Here is a 15,020-nt window from a genome sequence, read left to right as displayed (position 1 = left end):
GTTCAGACACAACACCTTCAACAGTATTCCGTCTATGTGAATAGCGTATAAATTCTTAGCAATTTTTTTGCGTCGTCAAGTAACCGCCATGATGCAACAAACGACACCTTCTCTCCGGATAAGTAGAGGACGCCACATAGACCAGACAAGACGGCGGACAGAGCTCGGCTAACAGCTCGGTTTTCCGAACACAATTCTTTAACTTGGCCTCTAACCTGACTAAGTCTTGACGCGGGCGGTCATGGCCCGGCGTTGTAAAGTAATCCGAAATCGCGTCGCCGGGCTCAAACGGCCGAAGCCGTTTCTATAGTACAGGCAACACTACTGCACAGGCAACACTACGCCCGACTGCGTCATATCAACCGTTGCGCCGCCCGAGGTAAGGGTAACCACTACCGGTAGGTTACCGGCGGCAACCTGCGGTACCACGATGTTTAACTGATAGAGACCGGCGCCGATTAGTCCCGCGAAGCTAACGGTTCCGGGCACTCCACCAATGGATATCGTTGCGGTATCAACTAACGGAGCGGCCCCGGAATACAATGTGCCTGGAGTTACGGGCGGATTTGTCGCCCCAAGCCCATCCGCGTATAGAATGATCGTTTCTCCCACCGCGGCCGGCGCCGTCGAAGTTACCAGCGAATAGTCCAGATGTTGCGCAACGGCCAGGAAACTGGTCCCGGAGTAATAGCCGAACAGTGAAGCCGATGTCGCGGCCATTGGAATCGGGAACGGTGCGCTGGAAACCCCATCGTTAGTTAATACAACGGGTACGGACCCGATTGTCGTGTCGTCCGGAATCTCGATGTTTACCTGGCCGCTGCTGGTATACGAAACCGTAGCGGGTAACCCGTCCACGGTTACGCTCACACTATTCAGCGTTGTCGGAAGAGTTATTCCATTGATGTCCCCGGGCAGGATTCCGCCGGTGACTGTGGCTAAGTTGGTTCCGTAAATCGATACCCAGTCGCCCGGCGTGATCGTCTGCTTATTCGTTGCGGCGCTCGATACTCCGCCGATGACCGGCGTCGGCACCAGCGGGGGGCAATTACTAACGCAAGGGGCGCTGATCACAAGAATGCGGTTCAAGGGGCTCGACAGATACAGATTATTACTGCTGTCTACGGCTAAATAGTTCGGTCCTGCAAAGTAAGCGTCGATGGCGGGGCCGCCATCACCGACGTAGGCGGAGCCGGAATCGATGCCCGCGAAGTGATTCAGCATGCCGCTGGAGTTCACTTGCTCGATCCGGTTTCCATCATCGAAATAGATATTTCCATTGCCATCGGCAGCAAGAGCCGTAGTGGGATTATTCAGCTCCACGCTGGTAGCGGCTTTGCCATATGTTGGGGGGCCGTTCATGCTGCAAGTGCCGTTTCCCGCAACCGTCGTGATCGTTCCGCCAACTTTGAACTTGCGGATCCGGCAAACGCCGGAGTCGGTCACATAGATGTTGCCGCTTGCATCTGACGCAATGGCGGAAATGGTGGTAAAGAGCGCACTTGTCGCCGGCCCTCCATCGCCGCTATCCCCGGACATGTTGCTATTACCCGCAACCGATACATAGCTGGCGGAGCCGAAAGTGTACTTAAAGACCGATGTGCCGTCCAGACTAAATCCGTAGACATTACCCTGAGGGTCTAGCGCGAAACCCTGTATATCGGTGGTTGCGGTGCTGTCATAGGACAGAATGCCGGCGGAAGTGACCGTGTAGATGTAATCGTAATCGGAGAAATCAAATCCCCCGTTGGGTAGGGCGAGGACGGTAAAAGGAAAATCCAAGGGGACGGACAGAGCCGGACCGGTGACGGGCGGTACCGGAGCGCCGGTAGAAGAGTTCAGGTTAACCAGCCCGTTACCCGCAACAGTCTTGATAATCCCCGTCGAAAGAGCACTGCCCGCGGGCACCGCAGCGATTACCCGAATCCGCTGATTCGCGCTGTCGGCAAAATAAAGGTCGCCGGTTGAATCGAAGGAAAGGCCCTGCGGAACATTGATCTCAGCGGCACTCGCCGGACCACCGTCTCCGGTAAATCCTTGGGTGCTTGAACCGGCTACTGTGCTGATTGTCTGCCCTTGGCAGACCACGCAAACGAAGAATATAAGAGCAGTTTTGTAGTATCGAAATCTCATTGCCTCAGCGATGATAACCGAAAACTCTGAGGATATCTTTGTAACTTTCTTGTAATGTATAGTTTGACCCTGGCTCTTATTGGGGCATTTTGAAACATAGTTTCAAAAACATTGCGAAGGAGTGACAGCGTGATGACTCACGTCGGTTGTCCGGGTAAACTCGAATCCATGCGCTTCCGGTCAGCATGTTCTCTCGCGGTACTCGCTCTTGCCGGCCTGCAACTTTTGCCGGCTCATCAAGCCAAAGACCCCGGTCGTACCGCACCCAGGGTCGCCACTCCATCTAAAGACGATTCATCCAAGGACGCGCAACCTGCGCGGGCGGCGGAGCCGGGCGATATCCCGAAGGTCTTCAGCGCTCCGCTTGATGAGTATGACTACATCAAACGGGAAGTCATGATTCCCATGCGCGACGGCGTCCGCCTGCACACGGTGATCATTGTTCCGAAAGGCGCGCAGAATGCCCCGATTCTGTTGACCCGCTCGCCTTACAACGCATCGAAGCGCGTCGCCCGCAATGACAGTCCGCATATGCTGGCCGCGCTTCCCGAAGGCGACGAGGTTTTCGTGCGCGGCGGTTACATTCGCGTGTTCCAGGATGTCCGCGGCAAATATGGTTCGGAAGGCGACTATGTAATGACGCGTCCGGTGCGCGGTCCTCTCAATCCGACGGCAACGGATCACGTCACGGACGCATATGACACGATCGACTGGCTGGTCAAGAATACGCCCGAATCGAACGGCCGTGTCGGGATGATTGGTTCCTCCTATGAAGGTTTCACGGTAGTGATGGCGCTGCTCGGTCCGCACCCCGCTCTTAAAGTTGCCGCACCGGAGAGCCCGATGGTGGATGGTTGGATGGGCGACGATTGGTTTCATTACGGCGCGTTCCGCCAACCGAACTTCGACTACACCGCGGCCCAGACTACAAAGACCGGTTCAGGCGACGCGGTGGGCCGCGACGCTTACGACGACTACGAAGCCTTCCTTCGCGCCGGTTCCGCCGGTAACTATGCGCGCGAGCATGGTCTGGACCAGTTACCTTGGGTGCGCCGCCTGATGGAGCATCCAAGTTACGATTCGTTCTGGCAAGGCCAGGCTTTGGATAAGTTGGTCGCCGAACACCCTTCCCAGGTGCCGACCATGTGGATTCAGGGTCTTTGGGATCAGGAAGATATGTGGGGCGCCATCCATTGTTACCTCGCCTTGAATGGGCAGGGCCAGGCCGCTCACAACTATCTTGTGATGGGCCCGTGGCGGCATAGTCAGGTCAATTACGATGCTTACAATCTTGGCCCTCTGAAGTGGGATGGCGACACGGCCCTTCAGTTCCGCCGGGACGTCCTCAAGCCGTTCTTCGACCATTACCTCAAAGATACTGAACTAACTGTCGAAACTCCGCCGGTATTTATCTATAACACCGGCGAGAATCACTGGGACAGGCTAAAGAGCTGGCCGTTAGCTTGCGAACAGGGCTGCGCGGCGCCGATGAAGCCGCTGTATCTACAATCGGGTTTCGGTCTAAGTTTCACACCGCCGCCCGCTCAGCAGAACGCGGCCGATAGCTACGTTTCGGATCCCTCCAAGCCAGTTCCCTATCTTCCGCGTCCCGTGCGTTTCGCGGATTCCGATCGCTGGCGCACATGGCTCGTAAGCGACCAGCGCGCGGTCGTCGACCGTACCGACGTGCTTAGTTATCAAACGCCCGTGCTCAGCGCGCCGGTTCGAATCAGCGGCGCACCAATCGCGGACCTGATCGCGTCAACGACCGGAACCGATGCCGATTGGGTGGTGAAGCTGATCGATGTCTACCCCGATGAGGTTCCCAGCGATCCGCCCATGGGCGGCTATGAACTGGCCGTTTCGATGGACATCTTCCGCGGCCGCTACCGTGAAAGCTTTTCGAACCCCACGCCCATCCCCGGCGATCAGCCCCAGCGCTTCCGTTTCACGCTTCCCACCGCAAACCACATCTTTCTGCCGGGACATCGCATCATGGTGCAGATTCAATCCAGCTGGTTTCCGCTCTACGACCGCAATCCGCAGACCTTCGTTCCCAACATCTTTTTCGCCAAGACTCCGGATTACGTGAAGGCGACGGAGTCTATCCTTCGCTCCGGCGATCATGCCAGCGCCATCTGGCTGCCCATCCCTTAAGATATCTCGAACCTAATAGCTTCTAGCTTTCTGTGATAGTTGATGTTATACTCCCCGGCGATGAATCCCGCAACGCGAGTCTCTGCGAACGCCAACCTCGCGGTCGTCCTTTTCGCCTGCTCTGTTTTTGCGGCGCCGGCGTCGGCGGATTTTCATGCATATGTGGCCAGCACCTATGGAAGCGTTCCTTATGCACTATCCACATACGATCCGACAACAGGGGAGTCGGGGCGATTCTCCGCCGTACCTTCGGCGCCTCGAAGCTAACCGGATCGCCGGACGGCTCGGAGCTTATGTAGCGGTCTTCCTCAGATGGCTCAGAGGTTTTTCTGGCTACCCCGCTGGGCAAGTCGTAACGACTAATTAGAAACGCTGTTCAACAAGGTTCGCGAACCAGCGGCGATGCAGCGTCAATCGGGCGATCAGCGTCCGATCCTGAATTCGTGAACTCGCTTGTAATTGACATGGCCGAGCCCGATTGTTGCAAATGTTTTTCAAGGCGCACCGAACCATGCGGGCAATAATCTCGGCCCGGTCGGTCCGGACTAACTTCAATTGTTGGCTCGACCGGACACTCACATACTAGCGACAAAATACTTCGCACACACCTTGTACTTTTTGAAGGATTTAGATAACATCATGAATCGCGTTTAGATCAGGAGACATTCATGTATCGGTATCTCGCGGAAGTGCTCGGAACGTTTGTGCTGGTTTTCGGTGGATGCGGCAGCGCCGTTCTAGCCGGCGACAAGATCGGCTACCTGGGCGTAGCCCTCGCGTTCGGCCTGTCGCTGCTGGCCATGATCTACACCGTGGGACCTATCTCCGGGTGCCATCTGAATCCGGCGGTAACTCTGGGCCTTCTTTTCGCCCGTAAGTTCGAATCGCGCTATGTGGCGGGTTATATCGGCGCTCAAATCGTTGGAGCGATACTTGCTTCCGCCCTGCTCTACGCGATTGCTTCCGGCGTTCCCGGCGGCTATGTGCCGGCTACCGCCGGTTTCGCGGCCAACGGCTATGACGCGAATTCGCCGGGACACTATGGTCTGCTTGCCGCATTCCTCACGGAAACGATTTTGACTTTCTTCCTGCTGATTACTATACTCGGGGCGACCGACATTAAAGCGCCCGTGGGATTCGCCGGAGTCGCTATCGGTCTCGCTCTCACTTTGATTCATCTGGTCGGAATCCCGGTGACGAATACTTCGGTCAATCCCGCCCGGAGTATCGGACCGGCTCTGTTCGTCGGCGGCTGGGCGCTCCAGCAGCTCTGGCTGTTCATTGTGGCGCCGATTCTAGGGGCGGCGATTGCGGCGCTTGTTTACCGTGGAATTCGCGTTCCCGACGCGGTTATCAGCGCCCGTGAGGCGGAGCGGGCTCTCGATAGTCAGCAACGGGAGCGCCGGACGCACTAGGGTTTGCCGGACAACTTACACCATGCAATCGTAGCGGCGCCTCCCACTTAGCGGAAGTCTGGTCGGCGAGCCGGTAAACTCCCGGTCTTGCCGGCTGTCCCGTGCCGAAGCTGAGTTCCCCCAGGTTGTGCCTAAAGCGGCGTTGCACCTAAAGCATAAAGGTCGAACCGACGATAGAAGACCAGAGTTTCAATGGTCATTCTCCCGTGAACAAATATCTTGGTTTAACTGCCCGGTGGGCCGTCGCCCTGGCGATCCTGCTGTGCGGGTGCGCAAGGCGCGATGCCGATGTTCGGCGTCAGGAACTTCGAGCGAAACTAACGCAGTCGTCCATTGCCCCGCGCCGGATTTATCCCTACTCGCTCATCCCCGGCGGTGTTGTGGGTGAGGCCGAGTTCCAGGCCCATCGCCGCGCCGATCCGGAGCTGACGGCTCACTACCAGGGTATTGGCGACCGCCTCTTAGCTATCACGATGCCGGCGGATCGATGGATGTTTGCGTCCTATCGTATTGACAACGCGATTTACTGGACGAACCGGCCGCTGCTGCTTCACGCCGGCGAATCCGTCCTCACGGATGGCGTCAACCTCGTTCGCGGTCGCTGCGGCAACCGGCTGTCCGATACGCCCCAGAAGCCGGTTCGCCGTTTTGAGCCGCCTGGCCTGACGACCGAGATCCCGCCCCGTAAACCCATCATCGTCCCTGAGACGCCGCTCTTACCGCCGGCGCCAGGTCAACCGGTGAGACTTCCAGGAGTGACTCCGCCGCTGCCAGTCGCCCCGCTGGTCCCTACGCGACCGATCGAGCACCCGCCGGTACAGCCGCCGGTTGTCACCGAAACCTCGCTTTTTCCGCCCACAACCGCCCCGCCGGGAGTATTGTTCCCGATACCGAAGGAATCTCCGGAGATCAACAAGCCGCTCCCGCGCGTCTCGGGGCCGTCACCGCGGCCGGTCGCGGCCATTCCGGAACCCGCAACCTGGGTGCTACTGAGTCTCGGGCTGGGTTTGATGGGCGTTCGGGCGTTGTTTAAGCGCTTCCGCCGGTTATCGCAGAAGCGCCCGGCCGCTACCGGCGGATGATCACTTCGCGCAAGCTTTCGCGTGTCAGGAAGAACTTGACGGAATCGAACTTACTAAAGAGTTTTTCGAGGTTGCGGTTATTGAAAGACTGCGCCTGCCTGCGCGTCCCCTTCTGCATCAGACGAATCATATTGGCGTCCACGATCCGAAACTTCGTATTCGGCGAAACCTGAGTTTTATCGTCTGAATTGAAGAACGCGAGCATGTAGCTCCCCGGCCGCGTAACCCGGTATAGCTCGCTGATGGTTGCGGCCAGGAGCGCAGGAGAGATGTACTGCAAAGTATCCCAGAGCAGTACACCGTCAAAAGTAGCGTCCGGAAAAGCGAGATTCTGATTGAGGAAACTCTCGATTCCGTCCGGATGCGAATGTTCGTTGACCGCGTCGCGCCCGAACGTCTGGTCGAGCGTCTGCAAAAACGCCTGCGTCGTCACCCGGTGTCCAAGATTCGTGACGAACTCGATGTTCTCCTGCACCGCCCCGCCGAGGTCCAGCAACGACAACCCGGAGAGGCCCCGAATGTTGAAAAAAAATTGATCGAGGCCACGGCTCTGGCGCTCGATATGCGTTTCCTTTTCCTCTTGAGCGGAGCCGCGGCGGGTCGGTCTTGGATTCGAGCTCTCGTTGAAAAGGCCCTTAAAACGGTCCGGAAGCAAAGTGGAGCGTCTTCCTCAGCTTTCCCGAAACAAGCTTGCCCGAAACAAGCTTGCCTGAAACAAGCATTCCCGAAACAAGCTTGACTGAAACAAGCTTGCCTGAAACGAGCGGGTCTGAAACAAGTAACTCACAACAACGATGCGATATAGCCCTCGAAGGTTGCCTTAACGCTTGGCGTCCCCGGACGCGACAGCGGACACGGTGGCGCCCGGAACCGTCGCTGGGCGCGGCGCGGGCGCGGAGGGCACCGGCGCGGGAGCCGCGGCGACGACCTTTGCATCATGCTTCACGATGTCAATGCTGCCCTTGAAATAGGCGCCGTCCTCAATCACAATCCGAGCGGTCTTGATGTCTCCCACCAGCTTTGCTTCTTTCCGGATATCGATGCGCTCGGCCGCTTCGACATTACCCTGGATGGCTCCGAGCACGACCACTTCCCGCGCCCGCACGGCTGCCTGCACCCGGCCATTCGGGCCGATGGTCAGCTTATTCTCGTGCAATTCCACCGTCCCTTCCACGTCGCCGTCAATATATAGGTCTTCTTTAGAAAATATCTGGCCGTTGATCTTTACCGCTTTACCGATACTGGCCTGGTTACCACTGCTTGGATTGTTATGTTCTGGGGTACGAAATGGCGTCGTCGACACGGCGGTACTCTCCTTCTTCACCTCGGCTACCGGGCTGGCTGCCGGCGTAGCGGGCCGGGGCGCTGGTGTGGGCTCTTCCTGGCGTTTGTTCCACATGGGCATCTTGAGTTTGTCGGCCCTCCGGGCTCGTAATCTATCGAGCCTCTTCGCGCTATAAAGACAGTCTAGCGGAAATGAAACCGGAGCGCGACATTCCAGCCGTTTTCCTCGGCCCTTTCGGTCGTCCCGGTTTGACAACGGCCGCTAAAGCCCGAGGCCGGTGGTCCGTAGAATGCCGGCAGAATTGACAAGCTCGCTCTTGAGCAATACACTCAAGGTTTACGTAAGACTGGCACGATTTGGTGATTTCGAGGTGTTCGAAACAATGACCAGGCCCGTCCATTTCAGCCGCAAGAGCGAGTTCGCTGGGGTGCGCCTTCCAGGTTAATCGCGTCACGGCTTCCCCGCCGGCCCCGATCTTCCGAACCCTTCGAACCATCCCTCACGCTCTTTTTTCGCTCGTTTTTCCCGATAACTGCCGCCTTTGTAACCGTACTCTCACCGAAATCACTCGTTATCCGGTTTGCGGTGCGTGTATCGCCGGCATCCAGCCGCTCGATGCCGAGTATTTTTGCACCCTCTGCCGGACGCCCTTCGTGGACGCCTCGTCGCTGGATGAAGCCGGCCGCTGCGCGGTCTGCCGCGAGTGTGCCCGCGGATTTGACGCGGCTTACTCGTTTGGCGCATATGACAGCCGGCTGCGTGAACTGATCCACCTTTTTAAGTACCGCCGAATGATCGCGCTCGCACGTCCGCTCGGCCGCATGATCGCTTCCGCCCTACCCATCGATGAAGTTGTCGACGTGGTGGTCCCCGTACCGATGCACTGGACGCGGCAATGGTCGCGCGGCTTCAATCAGGCCGAACGCCTCGCCCGTAAGGTCGCCCGCGCGCGACGCGTCCCGGTAGTCGCCGGACTCGCGCGCGTTCAGCGCACCCCGCCGCAAGCCGGGCTTACTCATACCGAGCGGCAGCGCAATATGGAGAGCGTATTCGTTGCGCGCCACGCGAAACGCCTCGCCGGCCGCCGCGTACTTCTGATTGACGATGTTTTCACAACCGGCGCCACCGCGGGCGCTTGCGCTGTCGCGTTAAAACAAGCCGGGGCGCGATCGGTCGTACTTTTGACTCTGGCGCGTGTCGATCGCCGCCACACCGACATTCCGAATGAAAATCCAACGGGGGCTCCTGGATAGACAAATGGCTACTTCGACCAGACTGCAAAAACCGGTGCTCGTGTTAAACGCGAGCTATGAGCCGATCAACATCTGCGCGGCGCGACGTGCGCTCGTGTTGGTGTTGAAAGGCGTGGCGTCGGCGGAAGAAGTTTCGACGCATTCTATTCATTCGTCGCGCCGTTCGCTCAAGCTTCCGTCGGTGATCCGGCTGCTCGAATACCGCCGCATCCCGCACCAGACGCGCGCCCTTTCACGCAAGAACATTCTGATGCGCGACCGCTACACCTGTCAGTACTGCCACAAGACGCTGCCGTCGGCGGAAATGACTCTCGACCACGTGATTCCCCGCTCGCGCTCCGGCGAATCGACATGGGAAAACCTGGTCGCCTGCTGCCACCGCTGCAATAACCGCAAGGGCAACCGCACCCCCGAGGAAGCCGGGATGAAGTTGACCCGGCAGCCGCGTCCTTTTAGTCTCCACACCAGCCGTCACCTGATGCGCCTGCTGGGGAAGGGCGACGACCAATGGCGTAAGTACCTTTTCTACGACCACACGCCCGCGCAGTTCGAGTAAGTTCGGACCAAACTCGCTTACGCGGCGCCAGTAGTTACTTATCGCCGGACTCCCCGGCTATGTGCGGAGCCAAGAGGCTCCCTCGAAAATGTCGCCCACATACGCCGTTCCGCCAGGATACCCTCCCTTTCGGTCGGGCTCGGAGTGGGGCTGTACGGACCCTTTTCATCTTTGGTTGTGAAACGAACGGGTAGTCCAAATTACATAGGCGCACGCAAGAAGCCGAATCACTGCGCGTTCGCGTTAAACTTTTACCGATGTCCGCAGCCTTACTCGATTCGCCTTCAGCCGCCATTCTCGCCAAATACGAACCGGTCATCGGTCTGGAAGTTCACGTCCAGCTCGGGACGCGCACCAAGATTTTCTGCGGCTGTCCGCTTGAGTTCGGGGCGCCTCCCAACACGCACGTCTGCCCGGTCTGTCTGGGAATGCCCGGAGCGCTTCCCGTTCTGAATCGGAAGGCTGTCGAACTGGCGGTGAAAGCCGCAGTCGCGCTGGGATGCCAGGTCAATTCGCTGTCCCGTTTCGCGCGCAAGAACTACTTCTATCCGGACCTTCCCAAGGGCTACCAGATTTCGCAATACGATGAGCCCTTGGCGGAACATGGCCGCGTCGAGATTGACGTGGACGGCGTTGCCAAAGAGATCGGTGTCACGCGCGTTCACATGGAAGACGATGCCGGAAAGAGTATCCACGACGGTTTCCGCGATTCCGACCGCTACTCCTACGTCGATATCAATCGATCCGGCGCGCCGCTCATTGAAATCGTGAGTGAGCCCGATATGCGCACCTCGGAAGAAGCTTACGCCTATCTGACCATCGTCAAGCAGGTGCTGCAGTTCGTTGAAGTGTCGGAATGCGACATGGAAAAGGGCCAACTGCGCTGTGACGCCAACGTGTCCGTGCGTCTGCGCGGCGCCGAAAAGTTCGGCACGAAAGCGGAGGTCAAGAATCTGAACTCGTTCCGCTTTCTGAAACTCGCGCTGGATTACGAGATATCGCGTCAGATCGCGTTGATCGAGAGTGGCGGCCGCGTGATGCAGGAAACGCGGCTCTACAACTCGGATACCGGCGAGACGGTGGGCATGCGCTCCAAAGAGCAGGCGCACGATTATCGGTATTTCCCCGAGCCGGATTTGGTTCCGCTGACGTTGTCCGATGCCTGGCTGAACGGCGTCCGCGAGTCGATGCCGGAACTCCCGGCGGCGCGCCGCGCCCGCTTCACGGCGGCCTACGGGCTGAGGGATTACGACGCTCACGTCCTTACCGCTACGCGCGCGCTCAGCGACTACTTTGAACAGGCTGCCGCCGCGTCCGGCGACCCGAAAAACACGGCGAACTGGGTGATGGGCGATCTCTCCGGGATGCTGAAGTCCGCGGGCAGGGAGATCACTGAGTCACCGATCTCCGCGCAGCATCTGGGGGAGTTGGTGAAGCTGATTGGGACCGGGGAGCTTTCCGGTAAACTTGCCAAAGAGATCTTCCCCCGGATGTTCGAGACCGGCGAAGCGCCCGCCGCGATCATGGACCGCGAAGGTTTGCGACAGATCAGCGATACGGGCGCGATCGAGCGAATTGTCGAGGAGACAATCGCGGCGAATGGCAAGCAGGTCGAGCAATACCGCGCCGGTAAGACCGCGGTCCTCGGTTTCCTGGTCGGCCAGGCGATGAAGGCGTCGCGCGGGCAGGCGAACCCGGGTACCCTGAACGAGATTTTCAAGCGCAAGCTGGGTTGATCAGCTGGGTTTGTTCGCTGGGCTGACGCCTCGCCCTAAACTTTTCGTCGCATTCCTCCGAAAGAACTGCCAAGGAGGTTGACCGTGCGAACCCGCATTCTGCTCATTCACTCGTTCCGCCTATTTAGAGAAGGACTGAAATCATTGCTCGAGAATGAGTCCGATTTCTGTGTTGTAGCCGAGACCGCCGACGCTCGCGAGAGTCTATCGCTCGCCGATCAACATCAACCGGACGTGGTTGTACTCGAAGCGAATATGGCCGGTTCGAACTCCATTGACGCGGCGCGCGAACTCGTCCGCAGCATTCCTTCCGCTCGTGTTCTCTTCCTGTCCGCGATCAGTGATGAAGAGGCGGTTGTCGACTGTATGCACTCCGGCGCGGCGGGGCTCCTGCCGTCCGAAAGCACCGTGCAAGAATTCACGGCGGCGGTTCGACAAATCGCCAATGGAGAAACCTACTTGCCGCCTGCCGCGCTCTCGCGGTTCGTGGATGGCTGGCGGGTTCGATCGGGCAAAGATACGCAGCGGACCACCGAGTTGACCCGGCGCGAACGCGAAATACTGAAGCTTCTCGCTGAAGGTCACTCGGTGAGGGCGTGCGCCGCACTATTGAGCGTAAGTCCGAAGACCGTTGAGGCTCATAAGTTCAACCTGATGCGGAAGCTGAATATCCACAACAAAGCGCAGCTCGTCCACTATGCGTTTCAAAAGAAGATCGTCCGGTTATCGCTAGCGTCCTGAATGCCGAACGAGAGCGTCGATTGACCTATTGCAGGACCGGAAGGTGTGCCCAGCCCTCCGGGACAAACAGGCTGCCTTCCGTTGTGCCATCGGAGGTTGCCGCTTTTAGCCGCGCGCGCAGCTCGGTCGACGTGATTCGGCCGGCCAGAGCTTCCTTCCACGCGCCGGCAACGTGACGAACCTCCGCATCCGATTCGTGCGCGAACTCCAGCCGATAATGCCGGATACCGGCCTCACGCCACACGTCTAGATACAGGCTGGCATCCTGCGCCTCGGCTCCGAACACCGTATTGCGGCAGCCGACATCGGCAATCACGGGATGCACGCGACCCTGTTCATCGCGCAATCCGACTTCATGCGTTTCGCAGGGACGACCGCAATCCCGATAGCTCGTGCCGGTCGAAAGAAACCGGCAGAACACGCAATGCTCGGTGTGGAATACAGGCAGATGCTGGTACGCAACCACCTCCAGGCGTCCCGGTCCGATCCGGCCGGCAAGTTCGGAAATCTGCGCGGCGTTCAGATCGTGACTGGGAGTCAGCCGCGCGAAACCGCTTTCGGATAAGACTTGGGCGGTGAGCGAATTGGCCGTGTTCAGGCTGAAATCGCCAATCAACATGCGGTGCGCGGTTGCTGCCAATTGCTCCACCATTCCGGAGCCGCGCACGAGCAACGCGCAATCGAGACTCAGCAGAAAATTGAGTATCTTCTCCTCGCCCGGCTTTAGAACACGCGGCGTGGCAACGCGCAACTCGATCGCGCTCGCCCGAAGGCGTTCAGCAGACGGGCGCAAGCCATACAGATCGAGATAATCCAGCGTGATGCTCGCCGGACTTAGTTCCATCGCCGCGGCGAGCTGTCCCGGCGTTCGTACGAGCAAGTGCAATTCGGAGCGGCCCAGCAACGGCGCTTTCGAAGCCACGTTTCGCAGCGCTTTCTCCGCAATCGCGTCAGCCGCCCGGACCGCCCCGACATTTGATCGCGTTTGCGCCTCCTGCAATCGTTCCACCGCTTCCCGTCGAAGCGGATTCAATAACGAAGCAGGCGCGAAGGGCGATCCGCTTCGATCGAGATCGATCTCCGACAGCTCATAAGCGGTATTGCCAAGGCGCGCGAATTGCTCCCGTAACAGCTCGACAGTCAGCGCGCGATTCTGCGCAACTCCCAGCGGCTGCGCCGATTCGACTGTGACGCAAACCGAAGGATGGCGGTCCAGTCTCCACTCGGTCCGCAGCGATTGCCCTTCGCGCGCGACAACCTTCACCGAAACGCGTTGGCGATGGACCGGCGCCGTTGCCTCGGTAATCGGCCGAACCGCACGATCCACGTCCGGGTCGTCGGTGCGCCAGATCAGATCTCCGGCACGTACGCGATCCAGCCGGATCGCGCCATTGCCGAAGCGCAGCTCAATCTCCCCGTCGCGTCGCTCGGTCCGTTCAAAGATGCGGCCGCCTTCTTCACGCTCTTGCGGACTCCGCCAGTCCGCCGCATCGAACACGACGCCATCACCCGGCTTCAACGGCGCAATCGAAGCCGCTTCACCGACAGACGCGATGGTCACGCTATCGTTTCCAACCCGCGTCACGCGCCCCATCAACAAGCCTCGATGGCGGGGCGCGCGTCCTTCCACCACCTTCTGATGGTTCGTCCCGCTCATGAAATGCGGTCCGAGTCCGCGCGAATAAACCTGCTCCAGCCGCAGTTTCTCGATCGGTTCAAGCGCGACGGCGCGCCCCGCCCACGCCTGGTCGACGGCTTTGCGGTAAGCCGCGGTCGTCAGCGCCACGTACGCAGCGTCCTTATACCGGCCTTCTATCTTCAGCGCGCTGACGCCGATATCGACTAGCTCCGGAACCTGCTCCAGTGCGTACAGGTCGCCCGGCGAGAGCAGATACCGCGCATCGGCCAGGGGCTCGACGCGCCCGTCCACCACCAACTCGTAAGGCAACCGGCAAGCCTGCGCGCACTGGCCGCGATTCGCGCTCCTTCCTCCCCAGGCTTCGGAAGAAAAACACTGCCCGGAATACGAAACACACAACGCGCCATGGACAAACACTTCCAACTCGCACGCGATCTGACTGGCGATCGCGCGAATCTCGGCAAGCGACAACTCGCGCGCCAGCGTCACCCGATCCACACCCAGCGACCGCGCGAAGGCCACCCCCGCGGTGTCCGTAATGCTCATCTGCGTGCTCGCGTGGATCTCGATATCGGGTGCGATCTCACGCGCCAGCTTCGCGATCCCGAGGTCCTGGATGATCAGCGCATCCGCGCCCGCACGCGCGATTTCTTCGACCGCGCGCGCCGCCTCGTTCAGCTCATGCTCGAACACCAGCGTGTTGAACGTGACGAAGCCGCGCACGCCGCGCTGATGTAGGGTTCGCATCACTTCGGGCAACTCCGAGGGCTCGAACCCGACCTTCGCCCGTGCGGTGAAGTGCTTCAGCCCGAAGTAAACCGCGTCCGCGCCGGCTTCCACGGCCGCGCGTAGTTGCGGCCAGTACCCGGCCGGGCTCATGACTTCAGGCTTCTTTGTTCGATTCATTCGAGGCGGCAGCTATTTCTATTGTGACGCGGTCTGTCTAGGGTCAACTCAGCTGCCGGCGGACGACCCTCCCTTTCGGTCGGGCTCGGAGTGTGAACCGACGGGTCATGCCCAACT

Annotated in this window: 11 protein-coding genes; 7 read left to right on the top strand and 4 right to left on the bottom strand. The window is 59.2% G+C overall.

Going from position 1 to position 15,020, the window contains the following annotated elements:
* Positions 1–321: 321 nt before the first annotated feature.
* Entirely contained in the window at positions 322–2,133 is a 1,812-nt protein-coding gene (locus H1Y01_RS02285) for a hypothetical protein (RefSeq protein ID WP_180538476.1), read from the bottom strand.
* Between the two features lie 168 nt (positions 2,134–2,301).
* On the opposite strand from H1Y01_RS02285, the gene H1Y01_RS02280 reads away from it, so the two are divergent.
* The 3 genes from H1Y01_RS02280 to H1Y01_RS02270 all read left to right on the top strand — a co-directional run bounded on the left by H1Y01_RS02280 (position 2,302) and on the right by H1Y01_RS02270 (position 6,787).
* The gene (locus H1Y01_RS02280) at positions 2,302–4,290 is read left to right on the top strand and encodes a CocE/NonD family hydrolase (protein WP_180538475.1); all 1,989 of its coding nucleotides are present in this window, start codon (positions 2,302–2,304) and stop codon (positions 4,288–4,290) included.
* Between the two features lie 668 nt (positions 4,291–4,958).
* Positions 4,959–5,705, top strand: coding sequence for an aquaporin Z (gene aqpZ / locus H1Y01_RS02275; protein WP_180538474.1), 747 nt, complete (start codon positions 4,959–4,961; stop codon positions 5,703–5,705).
* A 206-nt stretch (positions 5,706–5,911) separates the two neighbouring features.
* The gene (locus H1Y01_RS02270) at positions 5,912–6,787 is read left to right on the top strand and encodes a PEP-CTERM sorting domain-containing protein (RefSeq protein WP_180538473.1); all 876 of its coding nucleotides are present in this window, start codon (positions 5,912–5,914) and stop codon (positions 6,785–6,787) included.
* Here H1Y01_RS02270 and H1Y01_RS02265 read toward each other — a convergent pair.
* Together H1Y01_RS02265 and H1Y01_RS02260 are read right to left on the bottom strand one after the other, a co-directional pair.
* On the bottom strand, positions 6,774–7,289 hold the full coding sequence (locus H1Y01_RS02265; protein WP_219341193.1) for a class I SAM-dependent methyltransferase: 516 nt from the start codon (positions 7,287–7,289) through the stop codon (positions 6,774–6,776). The genes H1Y01_RS02270 and H1Y01_RS02265 overlap by 14 nt on opposite strands.
* Positions 7,290–7,607: 318 nt before the next feature.
* The gene (locus H1Y01_RS02260; protein WP_180538471.1) at positions 7,608–8,186 is read right to left on the bottom strand and encodes a bactofilin family protein; all 579 of its coding nucleotides are present in this window, start codon (positions 8,184–8,186) and stop codon (positions 7,608–7,610) included.
* A 539-nt stretch (positions 8,187–8,725) separates the two neighbouring features.
* Between H1Y01_RS02260 and H1Y01_RS02255 the strand changes: the two genes are divergently transcribed.
* From H1Y01_RS02255 to H1Y01_RS02240, 4 genes are all read left to right on the top strand, one after another.
* Entirely contained in the window at positions 8,726–9,325 is a 600-nt protein-coding gene (locus H1Y01_RS02255) for a ComF family protein (protein WP_219341192.1), read from the top strand.
* Between the two features lie 4 nt (positions 9,326–9,329).
* Entirely contained in the window at positions 9,330–9,881 is a 552-nt protein-coding gene (locus H1Y01_RS02250) for an HNH endonuclease (protein WP_180538469.1), read from the top strand.
* A 257-nt stretch (positions 9,882–10,138) separates the two neighbouring features.
* A complete protein-coding gene (gatB, locus tag H1Y01_RS02245) occupies positions 10,139–11,617 on the top strand; it encodes an Asp-tRNA(Asn)/Glu-tRNA(Gln) amidotransferase subunit GatB (protein ID WP_180538468.1) in 1,479 nt (492 codons plus the stop codon).
* Positions 11,618–11,701: 84 nt separating this feature from the next.
* On the top strand, positions 11,702–12,358 hold the full coding sequence (locus tag H1Y01_RS02240; protein WP_180538467.1) for a LuxR C-terminal-related transcriptional regulator: 657 nt from the start codon (positions 11,702–11,704) through the stop codon (positions 12,356–12,358).
* A gap of 25 nt (positions 12,359–12,383) precedes the next feature.
* Here H1Y01_RS02240 and H1Y01_RS02235 read toward each other — a convergent pair whose 3' ends face one another.
* Positions 12,384–14,903: a U32 family peptidase gene (locus H1Y01_RS02235; RefSeq protein WP_180538466.1), complete on the bottom strand. Its 2,520-nt coding sequence runs from the start codon at positions 14,901–14,903 to the stop codon at positions 12,384–12,386.
* Positions 14,904–15,020: the final 117 nt, after the last annotated feature.

Origin of the sequence: Nevskia soli, assembly GCF_903970205.1 — a bacterium.
Lineage (GTDB): Bacteria > Acidobacteriota > Terriglobia > Bryobacterales > Bryobacteraceae > Bog-113.
The sequence above is the reverse complement of the archived record's forward strand: the minus strand, read 5'-3'. Positions and strand labels throughout refer to the sequence as shown.

Bases quoted from the DNA above. Each gene is read 5' to 3' on its own strand.
- H1Y01_RS02285 (WP_180538476.1), bottom strand. From the start codon at position 2,133: ATGAGATTTCGATACTACAAAACTGCTCTTATATTCTTCGTTTGCGTG.
- H1Y01_RS02280 (WP_180538475.1), top strand. From the start codon at position 2,302: ATGCGCTTCCGGTCAGCATGTTCTCTCGCGGTACTCGCTCTTGCCGGC.
- aqpZ (WP_180538474.1), top strand. From the start codon at position 4,959: ATGTATCGGTATCTCGCGGAAGTGCTCGGAACGTTTGTGCTGGTTTTC.
- H1Y01_RS02260 (WP_180538471.1), bottom strand. From the start codon at position 8,186: ATGTGGAACAAACGCCAGGAAGAGCCCACACCAGCGCCCCGGCCCGCT.
- H1Y01_RS02250 (WP_180538469.1), top strand. From the start codon at position 9,330: ATGGCTACTTCGACCAGACTGCAAAAACCGGTGCTCGTGTTAAACGCG.
- gatB (WP_180538468.1), top strand. From the start codon at position 10,139: ATGTCCGCAGCCTTACTCGATTCGCCTTCAGCCGCCATTCTCGCCAAA.
- H1Y01_RS02235 (WP_180538466.1), bottom strand. From the start codon at position 14,903: ATGAATCGAACAAAGAAGCCTGAAGTCATGAGCCCGGCCGGGTACTGG.